This window comes from Mesorhizobium sp. CA7 (genome assembly GCF_020165015.1).
Classification (GTDB): Bacteria; Pseudomonadota; Alphaproteobacteria; order Rhizobiales; family Rhizobiaceae; genus Mesorhizobium.
Window position 1 is genome coordinate 41235 of record NZ_JAIUHH010000002.1, and the last position, 23224, is coordinate 64458.

A 23224-nucleotide genomic window follows, 5' to 3' on the forward strand; every position below is an offset into this window, starting at 1 on the left:
CGCCAGCCATGTCGATATTTCAATTGAGTGACAGCGCGAAAGGCGCGACGTTCGAGCCTGGGGCGGCATAACCCAAGATATAATCATAAAAAAATGACAGGAGCGGTCTAGGTATGACGGAAACGCTGAATGGCAGGCGTGTCGTGGTGACGGGCGGCACTGGAGCGCTCGGCGGCGCGGTTGTCGGCAGACTGCTGGAGCAAGGCGCGATCTGCCACGTGCCAAATGCCCACGCGGCGGCCCCGCCGCATTTTCCTTACGCAGCCCATGCCAGCGTGCATTTGGCGCATAATGTCGACCTGTCGGATTCGGCCAAGGTCGAGGCCTTCTACCATCAGGTTCCCGAGCTCTGGGCCTCGATCCACCTTGCCGGCGGCTTCACCATGGCGCCGGTCGAAAAGATCGAGTCGGCCTCCTTCGCCGAGATGATGGACACCAACGCACGCACGGCTTTCCTGTGCAGCCGCGCCGCGGTGCGCTCGATGCTGGACTCCAACACGGCCGGCCGCATCGTCAACGTCACCGCGCGCGCCGGACTCGATCCGAGGCGCGGCTCCGGCATGGTTGCCTATGCCGCAAGCAAGGCGGCGGTCGCGGCGATGACTGTGGCCATGGCCGAGGAGTTGAAGGGCAAGGGCATCCTCGTCAATGCCGTGGCGCCCTCGACGCTCGACACGCCCGCCAACCGCGCCGACATGCCCGATGCCGATTTCGCCAAATGGGTCAGCCTGGAGGCCGCGGCGGAAGCGATCGCCTACCTCGCCTCGCCCGCCAACCTGGCGATGAGCGGCACGCTGGTGCCGCTCTACGGACGCGCCTGACCGCACAGAAATCCAGGCAATAGAAAAACCCCGCCGGATCGCTCCGGCGGGGTTTTTGTTGTTCGCCAAAGGGCTTACGCAATTCCGACGGAAAGCCGCCAACGGCTTTCCCGGAAGGCTTTAGTTGCCCTGCTTCTTCAGCGCGGCGCCCAGAATGTCGCCCAGCGAAGCGCCGGAGTCGGTCGAGCCGTACTGAGCGACCGCTTCCTTCTCCTCGGCGATTTCCAGCGCCTTGATCGAGACCTGCAGCTTGCGGGTCTTCTTGTCGAAGGCGATGACGCGGGCATCGACCTTCTGGCCGACGGTGAAGCGCTCGGGCCGCTGCTCGTCGCGGTCGCGCGAAAGGTCCGAACGCTTGATGAAGGTCTCGATGCCGCTGTCGACCAGCCGCACGTCCAGACCGCCATCCTTCACGCCGATGACCTCGCAGGTGACGACGGCGTTCTTGCGCAGCTCGCCGCTACTGGCCGCCTCGCCGACAGTGTCGCGGGCCAGCTGCTTGATGCCGAGCGAGATGCGCTCCTTCTCGATGTCGACGTCGAGCACCTGCGCCTTGACCATGTCGCCGCGATTGTACTCTTCGATGACCTGCTCGCCCGGACGGGTCCAGTCGAGGTCGGAGAGATGCACCATACCGTCCACGTCGCCTTCCAGGCCGATGAACAGGCCGAACTCGGTCTTGTTCTTGACCTCGCCCTCGACCTGGCTGCCGACCGGATGGCTCGAGGCGAAAGCCTGCCACGGGTTTTCCAGCGTCTGCTTGAGGCCGAGCGAGATGCGCCGCTTGGCCGGATCGACCTCGAGTACCACCACGTCGACTTCCTGCGTCGTCGACAGGATCTTGCCGGGATGCACGTTCTTCTTCGTCCACGACATTTCCGAAACGTGGATGAGGCCCTCGATGCCCGGCTCCAGCTCGACGAACGCGCCGTAGTCGGTGATGTTGGTGACGGTGCCCTTGATCTTCTTGCCGATCGGGAACTTGGTGCCGATATCCGACCACGGATCCGACTCGAGCTGCTTCATGCCGAGCGAGATGCGGTGGGTTTCCTGGTTGATGCGGATGATCTGCACCTTGACCGTCTGGCCGATGTTGAGGATCTCGGTCGGATGGTTGACGCGGCGCCAGGCCATGTCGGTGACATGCAGCAGGCCGTCGATGCCGCCGAGGTCGACGAACGCACCATAGTCGGTGATGTTCTTGACCACGCCTTCGACCACCTGGCCTTCCTCGAGGTTCTGCACGATTTCCGAGCGCTGTTCGGCGCGGCTCTCTTCGAGCACGGTGCGGCGCGACACCACGATGTTGCCGCGGCGGCGATCCATCTTGAGGATCTCGAAGGGCTGCGGGTTGTGCATCAGCGGGGTGACGTCGCGGATCGGCCGGATATCGACCTGGCTGCGCGGCAGGAACGCCACGGCGCCGTCGAGGTCGACGGTGAAGCCGCCCTTGACCTGGTTGAAGATGACGCCTTCGACGCGCTCACCCTTGGTGAACTTCTCTTCGAGACGCACCCAGCTCTCCTCGCGGCGAGCCTTCTCGCGCGACAGCATGGCTTCGCCAAGCGCGTTTTCGATGCGCTCGACATAGACCTCGACGGTGTCGCCAACCTTGAGGGAGGATTCCTTGCCCTTGGCGCCGAATTCCTTCAGCGGCACGCGGCCTTCGACCTTGAGGCCGACATCGATGATGGCCATGTCCTTTTCGATCGCGGTGATCGTGCCCCGGACAACCTGGCCCTCGCCGGAATGGCCGGCGGTGAATGATTCTTCGAGCATGCTCGCGAAATCGTCGCGAGACGGATTAGCTACTGACATTGTTTCTCCTGGAATACCCCGGTCTTCAAGCGGGGCGGGCGCCGTGGGTTAGCGTTGCGTGAGCCTGCCGGCGTTCCGGGCTGAAAGCCCTTGGCCGCTGTTCAGGCGGCAAGTCCGGCGCATGAAGAATGCTGGCAGGCTGGTTCGTGCCCGATATGGGTATTTTCGCCGCCAACGGCAATCGAAAAACCTGATCAGGCCTTGTTTCTCTTGGCAAGGACGTCGTCAACGATCGCCATCGCCGCCAGAAACGCGGCTTCTATAGCCATTTCGCTGGTATCAAGCAAGTGCGCGTCTGCCGCTGGCTTCAGCGGCGAGTCGGCGCGACCCATGTCGCGCTCGTCGCGGCGCTCGATATCGGCAAGGATGGTGGCGAGATCGGCGCTGCCGCCCATGCTCTCGATTTCGGCCAGCCGGCGCCTGGCGCGGACTTCGGCGCTTGCCGTGACATAGAGCTTGATGTCGGCATCGGGGCACACCACCGTGCCGATGTCGCGGCCGTCGAGCACGGCGCCGGGCGGCGCCTTGGCGAAGGCCCGCTGCTTCTCCACCAGGATGCGCCGTACGGTCGGAATGACCGCGACCTTGGAGGCCGCCTCGCCCACCGCATGCGCGGCCAGCACGGTGCGGTCGAGGTTCGACAAGTCGACCTGCCGCGCCGCGGTTTCTGCAGCCGAGACATTGTCGAGCGGCAGACCGAGCTCGAGCAGCTTGAGGGCCACCGCGCGATAGGTGAGGCCGGTATCGAGCAGGTTCAGGCGGTAGTGGTCGGAAAGCCGGCGGGCAAGCGTGCCTTTGCCCGCGCCTGCGGGGCCGTCGATGGCGATGGTGAAGGGAGTGGTCATTCGACGCCTTGACGCAAGCGCCTTGCGCCACTGGCGATCGAACTCGACCGCTGTGACCGGCAAAGCCTCGAAATCAGGATCCGAGTTGATCTCTTCGATATCTGGAAAGCCTTCGGTGGAATTTCGTGTCCCTCCGATTTCAAGGTCGTCTGACCCGTCCGGGGCATCACCGCGAATGGCGAAGCCAACCGACCCATCAGCATAGAACTCTATTGTCCGGTTTTGGAAATTGTCGTCTGCGACTTCATACCAGAGGTGAGACGGCTCTTCCGCGATCTCATGCTTCCAGTGAACGTAGACGTATTTCATACAATCTCCGCGCCCAATCCCTTCATCAATCCCATGAACTCCGGAAAGCTCGTCGCGATCATGTTGGCGTCGTCGATCGTCACCGGCTTTTCAGTTGCCAGCCCCATCACCAGAAAACTCATGGCGATGCGGTGGTCGAGATGCGTCTTCACGGCGGTATCGGGGCCGTTCGGATGAGCGCCGAGTCCCTTGCCGCCCGGTCTGCCGCGCACGGCGAGCGAGGCCTCGCCCTCGGAGCAGTCGACGCCGTTGAGCTCCAGGCCCCTGGCGACCGCCGCCAGACGGTCGGATTCCTTGACCCGAAGTTCCTCCAGCCCCTGCATCAGCGTCTCACCCTCGGCGAAGCTCGCGGCGACGGCCAGCACCGGATACTCGTCGATCATCGACGGCGCGCGCTCGGGCGGCACCGCCACGCCTTTCAGCTCCGAGGAGCGCACGCGCAGGTCCGCCACGTCCTCGCCGCCGGCATTGCGCGGATTGAGGATGTCGATACGGCCGCCCATTTCCTGCAATGTCAGCAGCAGCCCGGTGCGGGTCGGGTTCATCAGCACGTTCTCGATGATGATGTCCGAACCCGGCACGATGAGCGCCGCGACAAGCGGGAAGCCGGCCGACGACGGGTCGCCCGGCACGGCGATCGTCTGTCCGGTGAGCCTGCCCTGGCCTTCGATGAAGATGTGGCGCACACCGCGCTCATCCGTCTCGACGCTCAGGTTGGCACCGAACCCCTTCAGCATCTTTTCGGTATGGTCGCGCGTCATCACGGGTTCGATCACCGTGGTGATGCCGGGAGTGTTCAAGCCGGCAAGCAGCACCGCCGACTTCACCTGGGCGGATGCCATCGGCACGCGATAGGTGATGGGCGCTGCATGCTTCGGGCCGCGCAGCGTGATCGGCATGCGGTCGCCGGGAGCGGCCTTCAGCACCTGCACGCCCATCTGCCGCAGCGGGTCGAGCACGCGGCCCATCGGCCGGCCCGAAAGCGAGGCGTCGCCGATGAAGGTCGTCTCCATGTCATAGGTGCCGACGAGCCCCATGGTGAGGCGCGAGCCGGTGCCGGCATTGCCGAAGTCGAGCGGGCCTTCGGGCTGCAGCAGCGCGCCGTTGCCGGTGCCGCGGATGACCCATTCGCCGCCGTTCTTTTCGATATGCGCGCCCATCGCCTTCATGGCGGCGCCCGTGCGCATCACGTCCTCGCCTTCGAGCAGGCCGGTGATGCGGGTTTCGCCGGAGGCAAGGCCGCCGAACATGAACGAGCGGTGTGAGATCGACTTGTCGCCCGGCACGCGCGCGGTGCCGGCAAGGGCAGGGGATTTGCGGGCCGTGGCCGGCTTAGCGGCGGCGGAGTGAGACATCCTTGTCTTCCAAATGAAATGCCGGCTGACCGGCTCGGTTCGTCATGCTGCGGCGGTCTCGTATCACGGTGCGTTGCAATGGTCATCCCCTTGTGCGAGGCCTTCGAACACGAGCATTTTACAATGCCGGCTTTTGGCTTTGACAGCGCTCAAAACTGCCGTTATGGGGACCACTCTTTTATTGACGAGGCCTGCTGTGGCAAAAGCTGAACTTGGCACCAAGCGTGTCGACCCCGAAACGGGTCGGAAATTCTACGATCTCAACAAAGACCCGATCGTCTCGCCCTATACCGGCAAGAGCTATCCACGCTCCTATTTCGAGGAAGGCAAGATTTCCGCCCTCGAGGAAGATGAGGAAGTCGCCGAGAAGGAAGTGGACGCCGAGGAAGAGGAAGGCGCCGAAGTCGTCTCGCTCGAGGAGGCCGATGACGAGGTGAAGGGCGGCGGCGACGACCTTCCAGATCTTGGCGACGATGAAGAGGATGTCGATCTCGGCGACGACGAAGACGACACCTTCCTTGCCGACGAAGAGGAAGAGGACGATGACGTCGCCGATATGATCGGCGTCGGCGACGACGATGACGAAGTCTGAGTTCGTTTGCCGGCCATTTTGGCCTGTGACGAAAAAGCGGCTTTTCAAGGCTTGATCTTGACCGAAGGCGGCGCTAGAAGCCGCCAGCACTAAACGACGGCGCGGTTCCCAATCGCGCCGGATCTCTTCGCCGGAAACGGCGCCGGCCGACTGCCGGGAGTGGGGCCATAGCTCAGTTGGGAGAGCGCTTGAATGGCATTCAAGAGGTCGTCGGTTCGATTCCGATTGGCTCCACCAAACAGTCCTTCCTGAACTGCTGCACGAACGGGCAACCGCTCGACCTGAAATTGCTCTAACCGTGCTGGGCGCGGGTTCTGGCTGCTTTTCGCGCTGCCGCCGATCGTCCGGCGGCGCCTTTGGTCTCAGCGGCTTTCCTTGCCGCCGCCGACCGCTCTTCGGCCGTGCGGCCGGATGCGGCGCTCTTGGCCTGCTTCGACAGAGCCTTGTGGGAGGCGGTGCCCTTCGGCTCGCCCTCGAGCACCTTCGATACCGCCTTCGAGACCTTCGGCTGGCGCTTTGGCTTCCGTTCGCCCTGGCCTGCCTCGTAAGCATATTTGGCGCTCTTGCGTGTGGTCTCCTTCACATCTCCTTTTTTGGGGGGCGGCAGGTCGACGCCCGCGCGGCGCGCCTCCGAAAGGCCGATGGCGATCGCCTGTTTGGTGGAGCGGGCGCCGTGCTTGCCTTTGCGGACCTTGTCGATTTCCGCGTGAACGAATTCACCGGCCTGCGTGCTAGCCGACTTGCCTTCGCGCTTGTCCTCGCGCGCCTTTTCGATGGTTTTCTTGTCCGGCATTGTCTTTCTCCTCGTTCGAACGGGGGCATGATCGAATGCCGACAGGATGCGTCGGATCGCGCATCAGCGGCTTTCATATGTGCCGACGAGGTCGGCAGTGGCGATCATATGCGGCTCCGCCTGGGCCAGAAGATTCGCGATTTCCGGTTCTCCGCCGGTTTCCAGCGCCTCAACGTCGAGTGCCGAAAGGCGGAAGTGATAATGGTGAACGCCGTGCCCTTTTGGCGGCTGGGGACCGTCATAATGGGCATTGCCGAAGTCGTTCACGGCTTGGTGGAAAGTTTCCGGTCCAGCGGTGCCTTCCGGCAAGCGGTCTCGCCCGACGGCAATGTCGTAGACCGCCCAATGGCGAAACATGCCGCGCGGCGCATCGGGATCCTCGACAACGAGCAGGAAGCTTTTGGTCCCGGCCGGTGCGTTCTTCCACCGCAGGGGAGGCGACAAATTGCCTCCGTTGCGGACATACGACTCGGGAATGGTATGGCCGTTTTCAAAGGCTGGACTCTCAAGCGTGAAAGCCATGGCTGGACCTCCGTGTACCTATCGCGTTCTTCTCGAAGAATTCACGAACGATCTTTGCTCGGATTGGCGGAGCGCGCTCGCTACTGGTTTCTTTTGGAACGCGGGGCATTGGCGGGAGTTCCGGCGTCATGCCCGCGACGGAGCGTCGATGGATGCCAGCAAGTCGAGATGTCGGGAAGCTGCTCCAACGGAAGCGAACGCAGCTCGTATCCCGGCGAAACAAGCGCCGGAGGAAATCCCTATGCTGGTGGCCGCAACTAGGCTAAGGGCTTCCTGTCAGAGGGATGCTTATGAGAATTCCGGCTTTGGGTGGAAATCCGGCGCAGGGACGTGTTCGATCCGGGCTGCTTGCGCGACAAAACAATCTCTTGTCGATGCTTTGCATTGCGGTCGCGCTTGCTGCTTGTCAATCGACCCCGGACACACAGCCTGTTGCTGACCCGCAACCCGCTCCGGCCGCCGCTCCCGCTCCGGCCTCACCGAATTCGGCGGTGCTGGATGAGGCGGCCGCGATCGTTCCACCCGGCAAGGGCGTTCCCGCCAGATACGCCGCATTCTCCGGCATATGGGCGGGGCAGCTCAACGGCATGTATGACGGCAAGCTGGCGATCCTGACCGTGTCTTCAGGCGGGCAGGTGACGGCCAGCTACGCATGGGGCGATCTGGCCGACAACAAGCCGGGTGTGGCCGACGGCTCCGGCAGGATTTCCGGCAGTACGTTGAAGCTCGGGCGCCTGCCGAACGGCGCCGACATCACCGCCACGATGCCGTCGCCGGGAACGCTCAACGTCACCTACGCGCTAGCCGGCCAGACCTATACCGGCTCGTTCGCGCGGATCAGCCAGTGAGCAAAGTCAGTCGCTAAGAACTCCACTCGCTAAGATCAGGATTGAAGCCGGTCCTCGATGATCCGCACGCACATCGGCGTTCCGACCTCGTCGGTCTCGGCAAGCTTCTGCACGGCGAGCGTCGCCTCGTCGAAGGCGTAGGCGCCGCGCCCTGGAAGTAGGCGCCTCGCGATTGAGGCTGCCAACAAAGGCAAGACAGGCGCTTTGCATCGATCTTCCCTGGCGTTCGCCGGCGGCTCCTCCGCTGGTACCGGCTTGCGAAAATTTCGCCGATCGTCGCTTGCAAGGTAATCCCATATGTGAAAATATTATTCACAAAAGAAAACAGTGGGAGGAAAGCGACCATGCATCTCGTCATCCGGCATCGCGCCCGGAACCGCTTTGCAGGCCGCGCCGGAAGCTCCCGGAGAGGATCATGAGCGCATTCTCGCCGACCGTCGGTGTCGCCTCGACGCATCCTGCCGACATGCCTGAGGCGCATGCCGAAATCCCTGTCTGGAATTCGGAAAACTGGTTCTACGAGGACTGGCAGGTCGGCCACCAAATCCGCTCGCTTCGCCGCACCATCGCCGAGGGCGAAAGCCATATGTTCAACGCGTTGGTGCTGGACATCCATCCTTACGTGCAGGACCAGATGTTCGCCGAGAAGGAAGGCATCTTCGGCAAGCGGCTGGTGGCGGGCGCTTTCGTCTTTTCGGCCGGGCTCGGCCTGGTCGCCACCAACTGCATCAACGCCTTTTCCTATGGCTACGACAGACTGCGCTTCATCAAGCCGGTCTTCATCGGCGACACCATCTATTCGATCCGCACCAACCTCGACAAAAAGCCGCGCTACCAGGATATGGGCCTGATCCGCGCCAGCTATGAAGTCTTCAAGGGTGAAGGGGAGCTGGTGCTCTACTGCGAGCATCTGCAGACCGTGAAATACAAGAACCCGGCCGATTTCGTCGGCAAGACCGAGAAGTGAAACGTGGCCGCTGACAAAGAACTTCCGCTAACCGGCCTCGTCGTCATCGACATGAGCCAGTTCCTGTCGGGCCCCTATTGTTCGCTGCGCCTGCTCGACCTCGGCGCGCGCGTCATCAAGATCGAGCGGCCCGACGGCGGCGATCTGTCGCGCCGGCTCTATCTCAGCGACACCGAGATCGGCGGCGATTCCACCATTTTCCACGCCATCAACCGCGGCAAGGAGAGCCTTGCCGTCGATTTGAAGAACGAAGCCGACCTCGCCGCGCTGCGCGGTCTGGTCGCCAAGGCCGACGTGCTGATCCAGAATTTCCGGCCGGGCGTCATTGAGCGCCTCGGCCTCGACTATGAGCATGTCAGCACGATCAACCCCCGGCTCGTCTATGCCTCGATCAGCGGCTATGGCGAGGAAGGGCCATGGGTGAAGCGCCCTGGGCAGGATCTGCTCGCGCAGGCTCGTTCCGGCGTGATGTGGCTGAACGGCGACGAGGAGCAGGGACCGGTGCCGTTCGGCCTGGCGATCGCCGATATGCTGGCGGGCGCCGCTTGCGCCCAAGGCATTCTGGCCAAGCTGGTGCGGCGCGGCATCACGGGCGAGGGCGGCCATGTCGAAACCAGCCTGCTCGAGGCGCTGGTCGATTTCCAGTTCGAGGTGCTGACCACGCATCTCAACGACGGCCGCCGCCTGCCGAAGCGCTCGTCCTTCCGCAGCGCCCACGCTTATCTCTCGGCGCCTTACGGCATCTATCCGGCCAACGACGGCTACCTGGCGATTGCCATGACGCCGATCCCGAAGATAGCCGCCCTGCTCGAACTGCCCGAGCTAGACCCGTTCCGCGACAAGCCGGAGACCTGGTTCACCGCCCGCGACGAGATCAAGGCGATCATCGCCAGGCGCATCGCCGAGAAGACCGTCGACGAATGGCTGGCGGTCCTCGAGCCCGCCGACGTCTGGTGCGCCAAGGTGCTGACCTGGCCGGAGCTGATGCAGAGCGAGGGCTTCAAGACCCTGGACATGCTGCAGACCGTGACACGCGAGGACAACGTGTCGATCCTCACCACGCGTTCACCGCTGCGCGTCGACGGCGCGCGCGCCAAGGTGGATCGGGCCGCCCCGCGCATCGGCGAGCACAGCGAGAAAATCCGCGCGGAGTTCGGCCTGTGAGCGGTATTTCGTTGAAAGGCATGACCTGGAGGCATCCGCGCGGCTATGACCCGATGGTGGCGTGCTCGGCGCTGTGGCAGGAAAAGACCGGCGTCTCGATCGAATGGGAAAAGCGTTCGCTGCAGGATTTCGAATCCTTCCCGGTGGAAGAGCTCGCCCGCGCCTATGATTTGATCGTCATCGACCACCCGCATGTCGGCCAGATCACCGCCGAGAAATGCCTGGCGCCGCTCGATATGCCGGGACGCGAGGCGGAGCGCGAGGCGCTGGCTGCGGCAAGCGTCGGCAAATCCTATCCGAGCTACACCTGGCAGGGCCGGCAATGGGCTTTCCCGATCGACGCCGCGACCCAGGTGCAGGCCTGGCGGCCCGATCTGATCGAGGCCGCACCGGCGATCTGGACCGAAGTGCTGGCGCTTGCCGAGCAGGGCCGCGTGCTCTTGCCGCTGCGGCCGCCGCATTCGCTGATGTGCTTCTACACTTTGGCCGCCGATCTCGGCCGGCCATGCATAGTCGACGGTTCGGCCGACCTTGTCGATGGCGAGACCGGCGAAACCGCCTTGGAGATGCTGCGTGAGATTGCGGCGCTGGTCGATCCCGCATGCCCGATGATGGATCCGATCGCCGTCTTCGAGAAAATGGTAGAGCCCGGCTCGCGCATCGCCTGCGCGCCGCTGATCTATGGCTATGTTCCCTATGCGGTGGCGGGTTTCCGCCCGCACCGCCTCGCCTTCGCCGACATGCCGGTCGCCGGCGGCAACGGCCCGGTCGGCTCGGCGCTTGGCGGCACCGGCATTGCCGTCTCCGCCTTTTCCGCCCAGCGCCAGGCGGCAATCGACTTCGCCTACTGGATCGCCAGCGGCGACGTGCAGCGCGGCCCTTATGCCGCCGCCGGCGGCCAGCCCGGCCACGCCGCAGCCTGGGAAGATGATGCCGTCAACGCCCCGACCGGCGACTTCTATCGCGCTACGCGGGCGACACTCGAGGGCGCCTGGGTCCGCCCGCGCCATGACGGCTACATGGCCTTCCAGCAGCTGGCTTCGGACCGCATCAATGAAGGCCTTGCCGGCCGGCAGGACGCCGGTTATGTCGTCGCTGACATCAATCGCCTGTTCCGGGAGAGTTTCGCGCCAGCCGCTGGCTAGATGTGCCGATTGTGGCCGCGACGCTCCGCGAGCTTGACGTCTATATCCGCCAGAGACGGCGCGCATTTCCCGAGAGCAGCCGTGTCCGCTCCGAGTCGCTTGTGCCGGCAAGCAGCGCATGCGTGGCGGCAATCCATGTCGTGAGCCCGCCGCCCAGCGTGCAGACCGGCCAGTCGCTGCCCCAGATCACCCGGTCCCAGCCGAACGAGCCTATCGTGTGCTCGACATAGGGTCGAAGCGTGTCGACCGTCCACGTTGCCGGATCGGCATAGGCGATGACGCCGGAGATCTTGCCGACGACATTCGGACGCTTGGCGATCGCTTCCATATGCTCGCGCCACGGATGCTCGGCATTGCCCTTGATGTCGGGCACGCCGCAATGATCGAGGATGAACTGCACGTCGGGCGCGAGATCGGCAAGCGCCATCGCCTTCGGGATCTGATGCGGCAGCACCACCAGGTCGAAGGTCAGGCCGGTTTCGGCCAGCCGCTTGATGTTCTGGCGAAACAGCGCCCCTTCCGACAGATCGTCGGGCACGACATGCAGCACGCGGCGGAAACCCTTGATGAACGGGTCGGCCTTGACCGTTGCCAGATAGGCCTCGAAACCGGTCTCTTCCGGCCTGCAGGCGGCGATCGCGCCCTTGACTAGGCTGCCCGCCTGGCCGGCGATCGACTTGACCTGCGCCGTCTCGGCGGCGATGTCGGCGGGGTCTACGTCGACCTCCATATGCAACACGGCTTCAATGCCTGAGCGCCGCGCATCGGCGGCATATTCGGCATAGGAGAAATCGCGGTTCAGCGCCGGCACACCGGCAAGCCATGGATAGCGAAGCGCGCTCTGGTCGATGAGGTGCAGATGCGTGTCGATGATCATGGCGGCGTATCCTCCCGGGCTTCCGACACTATCTCGCCGAAAAATCTATTATTCAAATAAGAAATTACGACGATTGTGGCACATCCGATCCGGCGAGCTGCGAGAGCCTTGCCGCTGCATCCTGCAGATGCCGGATCGTCAGTGTGATGTCCGGCGCCGTGGGCGCGTTGACCAAGGTGATGTAGGGAATGGTCAGCGCCGCGATGGCTCTGCCGTCCGGCCCCAGCACTGGCGTCGAAAGATTGTAGACGCCGGCGGTCTGCAGCGACGCCATCATCTCGTAGCCGCGGTCGCGCACCTGGTCGAGGCGGGCGAAGAATTCCGGCGTCAGATTGAGATGCTCAGTGCTCTGTAGATGCTCGGCGATCATCATCTTGCGCTCTTCGGGCGAGCGGAAGGCAAGCAGCACATGGCCGGAACCAGTGTCGAACAAGCTGATATGCGAGCCGACGCGGATCGAGATGCCCCAATAGCGCGGCGCTTCCTGCTGCGCGATGACCACGGCGGCGCCGCGGTCGAACACCACCAACTGGTTGGCCTGCGATGAGGTTTCGGCCAGCTCCCGCATGATCGGCGTCGCATAGGACACCAGCCGGCGAACCGGTGCGTGCAATTGCGCGAGGCCGAAGAGCTTGAGCGTCAGCGAGTAACGGTCGCCGTCGATCTTGGTGACATAGCCGCGCCGCACCAGGCGGTCGAGCATGCGGTAGAACTCGTTCGGGCTGCGGTCGAGCCGCTTTGCGATCTCCGCCTGCGTCAGCCCACCGTCCACGCTGGACAACAACTCAAGAATATCCAGCCCCTTGTCCAGCGCCGGCGCGCGGTAGCGGTCCCCGTCTTCTTCCTCTGCCACCCGTCCCTCCAGTGAATTTCGATCTGCATATATGCATGAACTTCATTCCGCTGGAAGCACATTCGCCTTGACCCGGGAATGAAAATGCTATTTGCATATGAATGAAGCTTAAGCGATCGGTCGCGCACCCGGCGGATCGTCGCCGCGAGCCCATGGGAGGAGAACATGACGAGACTGGTTCTAGGCATTTCCGCCGGCCTGGCTGGCCTGCTGCTCGGCGGCACGGCTTTTTCGGCCGATCTGCCCGGCAAATTTCCGGGCGTGACGATCGACGTGAAGCTGATCGGCGGCCAGCAATATGAAAAGCTCTACGAGCGCATCCCCGAATGGGAGAAGGCGACCGGCGCCAAGGTCAACATCCTGACCAAGAAGAACGGCTTCGATATCGACAAGGAGCTGAAGTCCGACATCGCCTCGGGCAGCACCAACTGGTGCGTCGGTTGGAACCATTCTTCCTTCGCGCCGCAATATACCGGCCTTTACACCGACCTCAGCAAGCTCTTGCCGAAGGAAGAGATCGACGCTTTCGTGCCCTCGACGATCAAGGCCGCGACCATCGACGGCAAGCTCGAGATGCTGCCGCGCGCGCAGTTCGACGTCTCGGCGCTCTATTACCAGAAGAGCCTCTACGAGAACGCCGACAACAAGACCAAGTTCAAGGCCAAATACGGCTACGACCTTGCGCCGCCCGACACCTGGAAGGAAGTGACCGACCAGGCCGAGTTCTTTGCCAACCCACCCAATTTCTACGGCACGCAGTTCGCCGGCAAGGAAGAGGCGATCAACGGCCGCTTCTACGAGATGGTGGTCGCCGAGGGCGGCGAATATCTCGACAAGGACGGCAAGCCCGTCTTCAACTCCGAGGCGGGCATCCGAGCGCTGGACTGGTTCGTCAACCTCTACAAGGCCAAGGCCGTGCCGGCCGGCACCACGAACTATCTTTGGGACGATCTCGGCCAGGGCTTCGCCTCGGGCACCGTGGCGATCAACCTCGACTGGCCGGGCTGGGCCGGCTTCTTCAACGATCCGAAGTCCTCGAAGGTCGCCGGCAATGTCGGCGTGAAGGTCGCGCCCAAGGGTTCTTCCGGCAAGCGCACCGGCTGGTCGGGTTTCCATGGCTTCTCAGTGACCGAGAACTGCCCGAACAAGGAAGCCGCCGCCTCTCTGGCGTGGTGGCTGACCAATGAGGACAGCCAGAAGTTGGAAGCCGCCGCTGGCCCGCTGCCGACCCGCACCGCGGTCTGGGATTGGGACCTGAAGCAGGCTGAAAACGATCCTTACAAGAAGGAGGTCCTTGCCGCTTTCCAGGAGGAAGCCAAGCACGCCTTCGCCGTGCCGCAGACGCCTGAGTGGATCGAGATCTCCAACGCCGTCTACCCCGAACTGCAGGCGGCGATCCTTGGCGACAAGACGTCCAAGCAGGCGCTGGACGACGCCGCCGCCAAGGCGACGCAGATCCTGCAGGACGCCGGCAAGCTCTAAGCAGCGCTCCCAAGGCTGCCTCCCCCATCGTGAATGGGGGAGGCAGCAGCGTCTCGTCGCTGCCGACTTTCCGCCCCGGCCGGGGCCATGCCCGCGACGGCCCGAATTGAATGCAATACCCCACAGGATACCGATGAAGGGCCTCAAGCCATCCGCGCCGTTTCTGCTGCTGCTCCCGGCCATCATCGTGCTGGCGGCGGTCGTGGTGCTGCCGTTGATCCTGTCGCTCTATTCCAGCTTCACGCCGTTTCGCCTGACGCGGCCCGAGACCTTTTTCGTCTTCGTCGGCTTCAGGAACTATCTGTCGATCCTCACCAATGCGGATTTCTGGTGGGCCTTCGGCCGCACCGTTCTGTTGCTCACCATCGCGCTCAACCTCGAGATGCTGCTCGGCCTCGGCTTGGCCATGCTGGTCGAGAAGGCAACGCGCGGCCAGCGCATCCTGCGCACGCTGATGATGTTCCCGATGATGTTCTCGCCGATCCTCGTCGGCTTCCAGTTCAAATTCATGTTCAACGACAATATCGGCCTGGTGAACAATGCGCTGCAGTCGCTGGGCATCACTGAGGACGCCATCCCGTGGCTGATCGAAGGCCATCTCGCCTTCATCGCCATCTCGATCGCCGAGATCTGGTCGTCGACCTCGATCTTCGCGATTCTGATCCTGGCTGGCCTGCTCGCCATGCCCAAGGAGCCGATAGAGGCGGCCCGCGTCGATGGCTGCACGCCCTGGCAGACCTTCCGCTATGTCACATGGCCCTTCGTCATGCCCTTCGCCTATATCGCCATGACGATCCGTTCGCTGGACGTGGCGCGCGCCTATGACATCGTCAAGATCATGACCGACGGCGGCCCGGCCGGCCGCACGGAGCTGTTGTGGACGCTGGTCGGGCGCACCGCCTACAGCGATGCCCGCATGGGCCTCGCCAATGCGATGGCCTATTTCTCGATCCTGCTGTCGATCGCCTTCACCGTCTATTTCTACAACAAGCTCGCCGCGGCGCGTGCGCAGATCGGCGCTGAGTGGTGAGAATGGACGAGAACGCCTCCGCCCGCCTCACGCGCCGCGCGCTCACCGTCGCGCACCGCGTCGGCCTATTCCTTGCCATGCTGGTGATCTGCCTGCCGGGCATCTGGATCGTGCTGTCGTCGCTGAGGCCCACGGTCGAGATCATGGCCAAGCCGCCGGTCTGGATTCCGCAGCAGCTGTCCGTCGACGCCTATGTCGCCATGTTCAGCGGCATCGGCAAAGGCGGCATCCCGGTGCTCGACTATTTCCGCAACTCGCTGATCATCTCGGTCACCTCGACGGCGATCGCGGTGGCCATCGGCATGGCCGGCGGCTACGCCTTCGCGCGCTACCGCTTCCGCGGCAAGTCGGGCATGTTCCTCGGCCTGATGCTGACGCGCACCGTGCCCGGCATCGCGCTCTCGCTGCCCTTGTTCTTCCTCTATGTGCGGTTGGGCATCATCGACACTCATATCGGCATGATCCTGGCCTATGTCGCGCTCAACGTGCCGTTCACCATCTGGCTGATCGACGGCTTCTTCCGCCAAGTGCCGAAGGACCTTGCCGAAGCAGCCCAGATCGACGGCTGCACGCGCTGGCAGGCGTTCTGGCAGGTCGAATTTCCGCTGGCGCGTCCGGGCATCGCCTCGGCCGCCATCTTCGCCTTCCTCACCTGCTGGAACGAGTTCGCTTTGGCCTCGCAACTCACTCGTTCCGTCAATTCCAAGACGCTGCCGGTCGGCCTACTCGACTATACGGCCGAGTTCACCATCGACTGGCGCGGCATGTGCGCGCTGGCCGTGGTAATGATCATCCCGGCGCTGACCCTCACCTATATCGTCCAGAAACACCTCGTCGGCGGCCTGACCTCCGGCGCGGTGAAAGGTTGATTTCCATGGCAACGGTTTCGCTGAAACAGCTCACCAAGCGCTACGGCAACATGGAGATTGTGCACGGCATCGATCTCGATATCGCCGACCGCGAATTCATCGCGCTGGTCGGCCCCTCCGGCTGCGGCAAGTCGACGACGTTGCGCATGATCGCCGGCCTCGAGGACATCAGCGGCGGCACGATCGACATCGGCGGGCGCATGGTCAACGACTTGCCGCCGCGCTCGCGCAACATCTCCATGGTGTTCCAGTCCTACGCGCTCTACCCGCACATGACGGTGCGCGAGAATCTCGGCTTCTCCTTGAAGATCGCGGGTGCGGCCAAGGACGACATGGACCGGCGCGTCGCCGAAGCCTCCGCCATCCTCGGCCTCGACGAACTGCTCGAGCGCCGCCCCTCGCAGCTCTCGGGCGGCCAGCGCCAGCGCGTCGCCATGGGCCGCGCCATCGTGCGCGATCCGGATGTCTTCCTGTTCGACGAGCCGCTCTCCAACCTCGACGCCAAGCTGCGCACGCAGATGCGCACCGAGATCAAGAAGCTGCACGCCAAGGTCAAGTCGACGGTGATCTATGTCACCCACGACCAGGTCGAGGCGATGACGCTGGCCGACCGCATCGTCATCATGCGCTCGGGCCATATCGAGCAGGTCGGCACGCCGGACGAGGTGTTCAGCCGGCCTGCGACCCACTTCGTCGCCGGCTTCATCGGCTCGCCGCCGATGAACCTGCACCAGGCGACGGTGAGCGACGGGCGACTGATGTTCGGCGGCGGCGACAGCCTGCCGCTGCCCGGCCAGTTCAAGTCGAAGACGGCTGCCGGCGACAAGGTCGTGTTCGGCATCCGTCCCGACGATTTCTATCCGACCGGCCACGGCTTGAGCTCAGGCGGCGAAGCGGAAGTCCATCGTATCGAGCTGCCGGTCAGCATCACCGAGCCGCTCGGCAACGAAACGCTGGTCTTCGCCGAGTTCAACGGCACCGACTGGGTCTCGCGCATGCTCAATCCCAAGCCGCTGAAAGCAGGCGACAGGATCGGCATGAGCTTCGACTTGAGCCGCGCGCATCTGTTCTCCGCCGAAACCGGCAAGTCGCTGAGGAGCTGACATGGCGAAAATCGAGAAAATCGAGCTGCGCATGGTCGACCTCGTGCCGAAGGTGAAGCGCACCGACGCCATCCAGAGCTTCGTCAGCCAGGAGACGCCGATCGTCACCATCACCGATGCCGACGGCGCATCGGGCACCGGCTACAGCTATACGATCGGCACCGGCGGCTCGTCGGTTATGCGGCTTCTGGCCGACCATCTTGCGCCGCGCCTGATCGGCTGCGACGCCGACCGGATCGAGGCGATCTGGCACGATCTCGAATTCGCCACCCACGCCACCACCATCGGCGCCATCACGGCGATTGCGTTGGCCGCCATCGACACCGCCCTTTGGGACCTGCGCGGCAGGAAGCAGAACCTGCCGCTCTGGAAGCTCGCCGGCGGTGCCAAGGACCGCTGCCCGCTCTACACGACAGAGGGCGGCTGGCTGCATATAGAGACGCAGGCACTGGTCGACGATGCGCTGGAAGCGAAGGCCAAGGGCTTTGCCGGCTCCAAGGTGAAGATCGGAAAGCCACACGGTTCAGAGGACGTCGCGCGGCTGTCGGCGGTGCGCAAGGCGGTCGGCGACGGCTACGAGATCATGACCGACTGCAACCAGGGCTTTTCCGTCGACGAGGCGATCCGCCGCGCCGAGCGCCTGCGCGAGCTCGATCTCGCCTGGATCGAGGAGCCGCTGCCGGCCGACGACATAGACGGCCATGTGCGGCTGTCGAACTCGACCGCGACGCCGATCGCGGTCGGCGAGTCGCTTTATTCGATAAGGCATTTTCGCGAATACATGCAGAAGGGTGCATGCAACATCGTCCAGGTCGATGCCGGTCGCATCGGCGGCATCACCCCTTGGCTGAAAGTCGCCCACGCGGCGGAGGCTTTCGACATGCCGGTCTGCCCGCATTTCCTGATGGAGTTGCATGTCAGCCTGGTCTGCGCCGTCCAGAACGGCAAATATGTCGAATATATTCCGCAGCTCGACGAGTTGACGGGCGCCAAGATGCGCATCGAGAATGGCCATGCGCTGGCGCCTGGCAAGCCCGGCATCGGCGTCGACTGGGATTGGGACGCCGTGAAGGCAAAGAGCATCGCCGAGTTCACCACGGCGATCGTGAAATAGGGAGACGGATGATGCAGCGCATGGGAATGGTACTGGGCCTGAAGCCTGAGAAGGTCGAGGAATATGTCCGCCTTCACGCTGCCGTCTGGCCGGACGTGCTGACCATGATCTCGGCCTGCAACATCAAGAACTATTCGATCTACCTGAAGCGGCCGGAGAACCTGCTTTTCTCCTATTTCGAATATCACGGCACCGACTACGCCGCCGACATGGCCAAGATGGCCGCCGACCCGAAGACGCAGGAATGGTGGTCCGTTTGCATGCCCTGTCAGGAGCCGCTTGAGACGCGGAAGGAAGGCGAGTGGTGGGCCTCGATGGACGAGGTCTTCCATTATGACTGATGCCTTCGATCCGGCATCGCTGGCGCAGTCCTGGCCGAAGCCTTTAAAACCGCGCTCGATCGTCACGTTCGGCGCCGGCTCGATCGTCGGCGACGCGCATTTTCCCGCCTATCGTAAGGCCGGCTTCCCGATTTCCGGCCTCTACGATCCGGATCAGGCCAAGGCGCAAAAACTGGCTGACACATGGGACGTGACGGCATTCCGTTCGGTCGAGGAAGCGGCCGCCGTGACGGACGCGATTTTCGACCTCGCTACGCCGCCGGGCCGGCATGCCGAGGTGCTGAAGGCCCTGCCGGATGGCGCCGTGGCATTGATCCAGAAGCCGATGGGCAACTATCTCGGCGAAGCGACGGAAATTCTCGAGATCTGCCGCGCCAAGCAGCTCAAGGCGGCGGTCAATTTCCAGCTCCGCTTCGCGCCGATGATGCTGGCGCTGAAGGACGCCATCGCCCGTGGATGGCTGGGCGAGGTCGTCGATTTCGACGCGCTTCTGGCGCTCGATACGCCCTGGCAGCTCTGGGAATTCCTGCTCAAGGCGCCGCGCGTCGAAATCGCCATGCATTCGATCCATTATCTCGACCTGATCCGCCAGCTTCTCGGCAATCCGCTGGGCGTGCACGCCAAGACGCTCGGCCACCCCAACCACAAGGTGGCGCAGACGCGCACCAGCGCCATACTGGACTACGGCGATACGGTGCGCTGCGCGCTCTCGATCAATCACGACCACAAATACGGGCGCCGCTACCAGGCCTGCGAGTTCCGCATCTGCGGCACCGAGGGCGCGGCCTATGTCAAGCTCGGCCTCAACCTCGACTATCCGCGCGGCGAGCCGGACATTCTGGAAATCTATCCGAAAGGCGGGTCGGAGTGGGTCACTGTGCCGCTCGCCGGCGAATGGTTCCCCGATGCCTTTGTCGGCCGCATGGCCAATGTCCAGCGCTTCGCATCCGGCGAAGACGCGGAGCTGGTCAGCTCCGTCGAGGACGCCTGGCACACAATGGCGCTGGTCGAGGCCGCCTATAAATCGAGTGCCGCGCCGGCGACGCCGCTGGCTGCAAAGCCGTAAGGCCGGACATGGAACAGACCACCTATTTCGAGGACTACGAGATCGGCTCGTCGCGCCTCACCAGCGGCCGCACCATCACCGAGACGGACTTCGTCGTCCATGCTGGCCACACCGGCGATTTCTTCCCGCATCACATGGACGCCGAGTTCATGAAGGCGACGCCCTTCGGCCAGCGCATCGCACATGGCACGCTGGTCTTCTCGGTCGGTGTCGGGCTGACGGCGAGCGTCGTCAATCCCGTCGCCTTCTCCTACGGCTACGACCGCCTGCGCTTCATCAAGCCGGTCTTCATCGGCGACACGATCCGCACGCGCACCACCATCGCCGCCAAGGAAGACGACCCAAAACGGCCAAACGCGGGACGCGTCGTTGAACGCGTTGAGGTTTTGAACCAGCGCGACGAGGTCGTGCTGGCGGCGGATCACATCTACATCGTCGAGCGACGGCCCGGCTGAAAGACGGAGACAAAGAACATGGCGGATATCACTGGCAAGGTCGTGGTCGTCACGGCCGCCGCGCAGGGCATAGGACGGGCAAGCGCGCTGGCTTTCGCCAAAGCCGGCGCGATCGTCCACGCCACCGACATCAACGAGGCGGCCCTGGCCGAGCTTGGCAAGACGCCTGGCATCACGACGCGAAAACTCGACGTGCTGAACGACGAGGCGGTGAAGGCCGCCTTCGCCGAGATCGGCCAAGTCGACGTGCTGTTCAACTGCGCCGGCTTCGTCCATGCCGGCTCGATCCTGGAGATGAAGGACGAGGATCTCGACTTTGCCTTCAATCTTAATGTGCGCGCCATGATCCGGACCATCCGCGCCGTGCTGCCCGGCATGCTGGAGCGCGGCGATGGCTCGATCATCAACATGGCGTCGGTGGCGGGCGCCCCGAAGGGCGTGCCGAACCGCTTCGCCTACGGCGTGACCAAGGCAGCCGTGATCGGCCTGACCAAGTCGATCGCCGCCGATTATGTCGCCAAGGGCATTCGCTGCAACGCCGTCTGCCCGGGCACCGTCGAGAGCCCCTCGCTCCAGGGCCGCATGCAGGCGCAGGGCGACTATGAGGCCGCGCGCGCCGCCTTCATCGCCCGCCAGCCGATGGGCAGGATCGGCACGCCGGAGGAGATCGCCGACCTTGCGGTCTACCTGGCCGGCGCCACCTATACGACCGGGCAGGCCTATAATATCGACGGCGGCTGGTCGATCTGAGGCCGTTTCGGCCGCCAGTTGAGTTGTGAGGCAAGCCAGTTACGAGGCAGCAATGACCAAAATCACAGACCTCAGGACCTTCGACCTGCGCTTCCCGACATCGCAAAGCCTCGACGGCTCGGACGCGATGAATCCGGACCCGGATTACTCGGCTGCCTATGTCATTCTCGACACCGATGTTCCGCCGCTGAAAGGCCATGGCCTCACCTTCACCATCGGTCGTGGCAACGAGATCTGCTGCGCGGCGATCGAAGCGCTGCGCCACCTCGTCGTGGGGCTCGATCTCGACTGGGTGAAAGAGGATCCCGGCCGCTTCTGGCACCACGTGACCGGCGACAGCCAGCTGCGCTGGATCGGGCCGGACAAGGGCGCCATGCATCTTGCGGTTGGCGCGGTGGTCAATGCTGTCTGGGATCTCTGGGCCAAGGAAGCCGGAAAGCCGGTCTGGCGGCTGGTCGCAGAGATGAGCCCGGAAGAGATCGTGCGCATCGTCGATTTCCGCTACCTCACCGACGCCATCACGCCCGCCGAGGCGCTGGCGATCCTGAAGAAGGCCGAGACGGACAAGGCCGAGCGCATCGCCACGCTCGAGCGCGAAGGCTATGCCTGCTACACCACCTCTGCCGGCTGGCTCGGCTATCCCGACGACAAGCTGCGGCGTCTTTGCCAGGAAGCGGTCGACGAGGGGTTCAATCACATCAAGCTGAAGGTCGGCCGCGACCGCGCCGACGATATCCGCCGTCTCAGGATCGCCCGCGAGGTCATTGGTCCGGACCGTTACCTGATGATCGACGCCAACCAGGTCTGGGAGGTCGACCAGGCGATCGACTGGCTCAAGGACCTCGCCTTCGCGAAACCCTTCTTCATCGAGGAGCCGACCAGCCCGGACGACATCGCCGGCCACGCCAGGATCCGCAAGGCTGTCGCGCCGATCAAGGTCGCGACCGGCGAGATGTGCCAGAACCGCATCATGTTCAAGCAGTTCATCGCCGGCGGCGCGATCGACGTCGTGCAGATCGATTCCTGCCGCATGGGCGGGCTGAACGAGGTTCTGGCGGTGCTTCTGATCGCCGCCAAATACCGCCTGCCGGTCTGGCCGCATGCCGGCGGCGTCGGTCTATGCGAATATGTCCAGCATCTGTCGATGATCGACTATATCGCGGTGTCGGGCAGCAAGGACGGACGGGTGATCGAATATGTCGATCACCTGCATGAACATTTCATCGAACCCTGCGTGATCCGCGATGCCGCCTATATGCCGCCCCGTGCGCCCGGCTTCTCGATCGAGATGAAGGCACAGTCAATCGAGGACTACCTGCATCGGCCCTGAAAGGTGACGCTGCAAACTGTTACTACGCCCGCGCGACTGGACCGCTGCGAATCGGCTATGCCTGCCGAATGCAGGAGACTTCCCTCTACGAGCCGGTGAAGCGGTTCCTCGAGAGCCTGGATTTCGCCGTCAAGGGCGAGATCGGCGGCTGCGACGTGGTCGGCGTGCGTGCCGGCGAGCCGCCGGTTGTCGTCATCTGCGAGTTGAAGCTGCAGTTCAACCTCGAGCTCGTCCTGCAAGCCGTCGACCGCGCGGCGGCCTGCGACGAGGTGTGGCTTGCCGCCTATATGTCGGCGCGCGGCAAGGGCCGCGAGCATGACCGCCGCTTCCGCGCGCTCTGCCGCCGCCTCGGCTTCGGCCTGCTAGGCGTCGGCAAGAAGGGCGAGGTGGAGCTGCTGCTCAGTCCGGCCGCCTTGCCGCCGCGCCGGGATCCCAGGCGGCGCTCACGCCTAGTCGAGGAGCATCACCGCCGCAAGGGCGATCCGTCCATCGGCGGCAGCACGCGCAAGAAGCCGATCATGACCGCCTACCGGCAGGAAGCGCTGGCCTGCGCCGCCGCCCTGGCCGACGGTCCGAAACGGCCGCGCGATCTCAAAACCCTCTCGCCGCGCGCCGCCAGCATCCTTCTGCACAATTACTATGGCTGGTTCGCCAGGGCCGAGCGCGGTGTCTACGCGCTGACCGAAGCCGGCCTTGCGGCGATCCAACCTATGTCGGTGACGTTGTAAGAACGATTTGCCGATTCGGCGCTACGAACCGGAAAATCCGCGCCGTT

At 63.8% G+C, this 23224-nt stretch carries 25 protein-coding genes, 1 tRNA gene and 1 pseudogene; 18 read left to right on the plus strand and 9 right to left on the minus strand.

The features are described 5' to 3' along the window. Positions 1-113 precede the first annotated feature (113 nt). On the plus strand, positions 114-821 hold the full coding sequence (locus LB552_RS04935) for an SDR family NAD(P)-dependent oxidoreductase (protein WP_224602345.1): 708 nt from the start codon (positions 114-116) through the stop codon (positions 819-821). Between the two features lie 120 nt (positions 822-941). Here the strand turns inward: LB552_RS04935 and rpsA are convergent, their stop codons facing one another. The 4 genes and pseudogenes from rpsA to aroA all read right to left on the minus strand — a co-directional run bounded on the left by rpsA (position 942) and on the right by aroA (position 5148). Continuing rightward, positions 942-2639 (minus strand): 30S ribosomal protein S1, encoded by a 1698-nt coding sequence (gene rpsA / locus LB552_RS04940; RefSeq protein ID WP_095769359.1) that lies wholly within the window; start codon positions 2637-2639, stop codon positions 942-944. A gap of 194 nt (positions 2640-2833) precedes the next feature. Then, positions 2834-3484 carry a (d)CMP kinase gene (gene cmk / locus LB552_RS04945; RefSeq protein WP_224602347.1) on the minus strand — a complete coding sequence of 217 codons (651 nt, stop codon included), beginning with the start codon at positions 3482-3484 and terminating at the stop codon, positions 2834-2836. A gap of 30 nt (positions 3485-3514) precedes the next feature. Then, a pseudogene (locus LB552_RS29835) lies at positions 3515-3793 on the minus strand (DUF6881 domain-containing protein); the annotation flags it as partial. Next, complete coding sequence (gene aroA / locus LB552_RS04950) at positions 3790-5148, minus strand: 3-phosphoshikimate 1-carboxyvinyltransferase (protein WP_224602349.1); 1359 nt, start codon at positions 5146-5148, stop codon at positions 3790-3792. The gene aroA and the pseudogene LB552_RS29835, both read right to left, overlap by 4 nt. A 196-nt stretch (positions 5149-5344) precedes the next feature. Here aroA and LB552_RS04955 point away from each other — a divergent pair, with 196 nt between their 5' ends. Beyond that, on the plus strand, positions 5345-5740 hold the full coding sequence (locus LB552_RS04955) for a TIGR02300 family protein (protein WP_224545357.1): 396 nt from the start codon (positions 5345-5347) through the stop codon (positions 5738-5740). A 161-nt stretch (positions 5741-5901) separates the two neighbouring features. Beyond that, a tRNA-Ala gene (locus tag LB552_RS04960) sits at positions 5902-5977 on the plus strand. A 55-nt stretch (positions 5978-6032) separates the two neighbouring features. Here the strand turns inward: LB552_RS04960 and LB552_RS04965 are convergent. Next, positions 6033-6533, minus strand: a complete 501-nt coding sequence (locus tag LB552_RS04965) for a DUF6496 domain-containing protein (protein WP_224545358.1) — start codon at positions 6531-6533, stop codon at positions 6033-6035. A 63-nt stretch (positions 6534-6596) separates the two neighbouring features. Beyond that, positions 6597-7055, minus strand: coding sequence for a YbhB/YbcL family Raf kinase inhibitor-like protein (locus tag LB552_RS04970; protein ID WP_224602350.1), 459 nt, complete (start codon positions 7053-7055; stop codon positions 6597-6599). A gap of 491 nt (positions 7056-7546) precedes the next feature. On the opposite strand from LB552_RS04970, the gene LB552_RS04975 reads away from it, so the two are divergent. Continuing rightward, positions 7547-7903, plus strand: a complete 357-nt coding sequence (locus LB552_RS04975) for a hypothetical protein (protein WP_224602352.1) — start codon at positions 7547-7549, stop codon at positions 7901-7903. A gap of 35 nt (positions 7904-7938) precedes the next feature. Here the strand turns inward: LB552_RS04975 and LB552_RS04980 are convergent, their stop codons facing one another. Next, the gene (locus LB552_RS04980; protein WP_224602354.1) at positions 7939-8097 is read right to left on the minus strand and encodes a hypothetical protein; all 159 of its coding nucleotides are present in this window, start codon (positions 8095-8097) and stop codon (positions 7939-7941) included. 221 nt (positions 8098-8318) lie between these two features. On the opposite strand from LB552_RS04980, the gene LB552_RS04985 reads away from it, so the two are divergent. From LB552_RS04985 to LB552_RS04995, 3 genes are read left to right on the plus strand one after another with little or no spacing between them, the layout of a single operon-like run. Beyond that, positions 8319-8870, plus strand: coding sequence for a MaoC family dehydratase (locus LB552_RS04985; RefSeq protein WP_224602356.1), 552 nt, complete (start codon positions 8319-8321; stop codon positions 8868-8870). A 3-nt stretch (positions 8871-8873) separates the two neighbouring features. Then, positions 8874-10034, plus strand: a complete 1161-nt coding sequence (locus LB552_RS04990) for a CaiB/BaiF CoA transferase family protein (protein ID WP_224602358.1) — start codon at positions 8874-8876, stop codon at positions 10032-10034. 20 nt (positions 10035-10054) lie between these two features. Beyond that, complete coding sequence (locus tag LB552_RS04995) at positions 10055-11179, plus strand: ABC transporter substrate-binding protein (protein ID WP_224603382.1); 1125 nt, start codon at positions 10055-10057, stop codon at positions 11177-11179. Positions 11180-11219: 40 nt separating this feature from the next. Here LB552_RS04995 and LB552_RS05000 read toward each other — a convergent pair whose 3' ends face one another. Both LB552_RS05000 and LB552_RS05005 read right to left on the minus strand, forming a co-directional pair. Then, on the minus strand, positions 11220-12056 hold the full coding sequence (locus tag LB552_RS05000) for an amidohydrolase family protein (RefSeq protein ID WP_224602361.1): 837 nt from the start codon (positions 12054-12056) through the stop codon (positions 11220-11222). A gap of 64 nt (positions 12057-12120) precedes the next feature. Continuing rightward, complete coding sequence (locus LB552_RS05005) at positions 12121-12909, minus strand: IclR family transcriptional regulator (protein WP_095769349.1); 789 nt, start codon at positions 12907-12909, stop codon at positions 12121-12123. Positions 12910-13074: 165 nt separating this feature from the next. On the opposite strand from LB552_RS05005, the gene LB552_RS05010 reads away from it, so the two are divergent. From LB552_RS05010 to LB552_RS05060, 11 genes are all read left to right on the plus strand, one after another. After that, entirely contained in the window at positions 13075-14391 is a 1317-nt protein-coding gene (locus LB552_RS05010) for an ABC transporter substrate-binding protein (RefSeq protein WP_224602371.1), read from the plus strand. A gap of 133 nt (positions 14392-14524) precedes the next feature. Beyond that, positions 14525-15421: a carbohydrate ABC transporter permease gene (locus LB552_RS05015; protein ID WP_224602373.1), complete on the plus strand. Its 897-nt coding sequence runs from the start codon at positions 14525-14527 to the stop codon at positions 15419-15421. Positions 15422-15423: 2 nt separating this feature from the next. Continuing rightward, positions 15424-16290 (plus strand): carbohydrate ABC transporter permease, encoded by an 867-nt coding sequence (locus tag LB552_RS05020; protein ID WP_224602374.1) that lies wholly within the window; start codon positions 15424-15426, stop codon positions 16288-16290. Positions 16291-16295: 5 nt separating this feature from the next. Then, positions 16296-17393 carry an ABC transporter ATP-binding protein gene (locus LB552_RS05025; protein WP_224602376.1) on the plus strand — a complete coding sequence of 366 codons (1098 nt, stop codon included), beginning with the start codon at positions 16296-16298 and terminating at the stop codon, positions 17391-17393. A gap of 1 nt (position 17394) precedes the next feature. Next, a complete protein-coding gene (locus LB552_RS05030) occupies positions 17395-18507 on the plus strand; it encodes a mandelate racemase/muconate lactonizing enzyme family protein (protein ID WP_224602378.1) in 1113 nt (370 codons plus the stop codon). An 11-nt stretch (positions 18508-18518) separates the two neighbouring features. Further along, positions 18519-18848, plus strand: a complete 330-nt coding sequence (locus LB552_RS05035) for an L-rhamnose mutarotase (protein WP_135886830.1) — start codon at positions 18519-18521, stop codon at positions 18846-18848. Beyond that, the gene (locus LB552_RS05040; RefSeq protein WP_224602381.1) at positions 18841-19914 is read left to right on the plus strand and encodes a Gfo/Idh/MocA family protein; all 1074 of its coding nucleotides are present in this window, start codon (positions 18841-18843) and stop codon (positions 19912-19914) included. The genes LB552_RS05035 and LB552_RS05040 overlap by 8 nt, the downstream gene beginning before the upstream one ends. Positions 19915-19922: 8 nt before the next feature. Then, positions 19923-20369 carry a MaoC/PaaZ C-terminal domain-containing protein gene (locus LB552_RS05045; protein WP_224602382.1) on the plus strand — a complete coding sequence of 149 codons (447 nt, stop codon included), beginning with the start codon at positions 19923-19925 and terminating at the stop codon, positions 20367-20369. 18 nt (positions 20370-20387) lie between these two features. Next, positions 20388-21119, plus strand: coding sequence for an SDR family oxidoreductase (locus LB552_RS05050; protein WP_224545373.1), 732 nt, complete (start codon positions 20388-20390; stop codon positions 21117-21119). Between the two features lie 52 nt (positions 21120-21171). Continuing rightward, complete coding sequence (locus LB552_RS05055) at positions 21172-22449, plus strand: L-fuconate dehydratase (protein ID WP_224602384.1); 1278 nt, start codon at positions 21172-21174, stop codon at positions 22447-22449. A gap of 68 nt (positions 22450-22517) precedes the next feature. Continuing rightward, a complete protein-coding gene (locus tag LB552_RS05060; RefSeq protein WP_095769340.1) occupies positions 22518-23177 on the plus strand; it encodes a DUF2161 domain-containing phosphodiesterase in 660 nt (219 codons plus the stop codon). Positions 23178-23224: the final 47 nt, after the last annotated feature.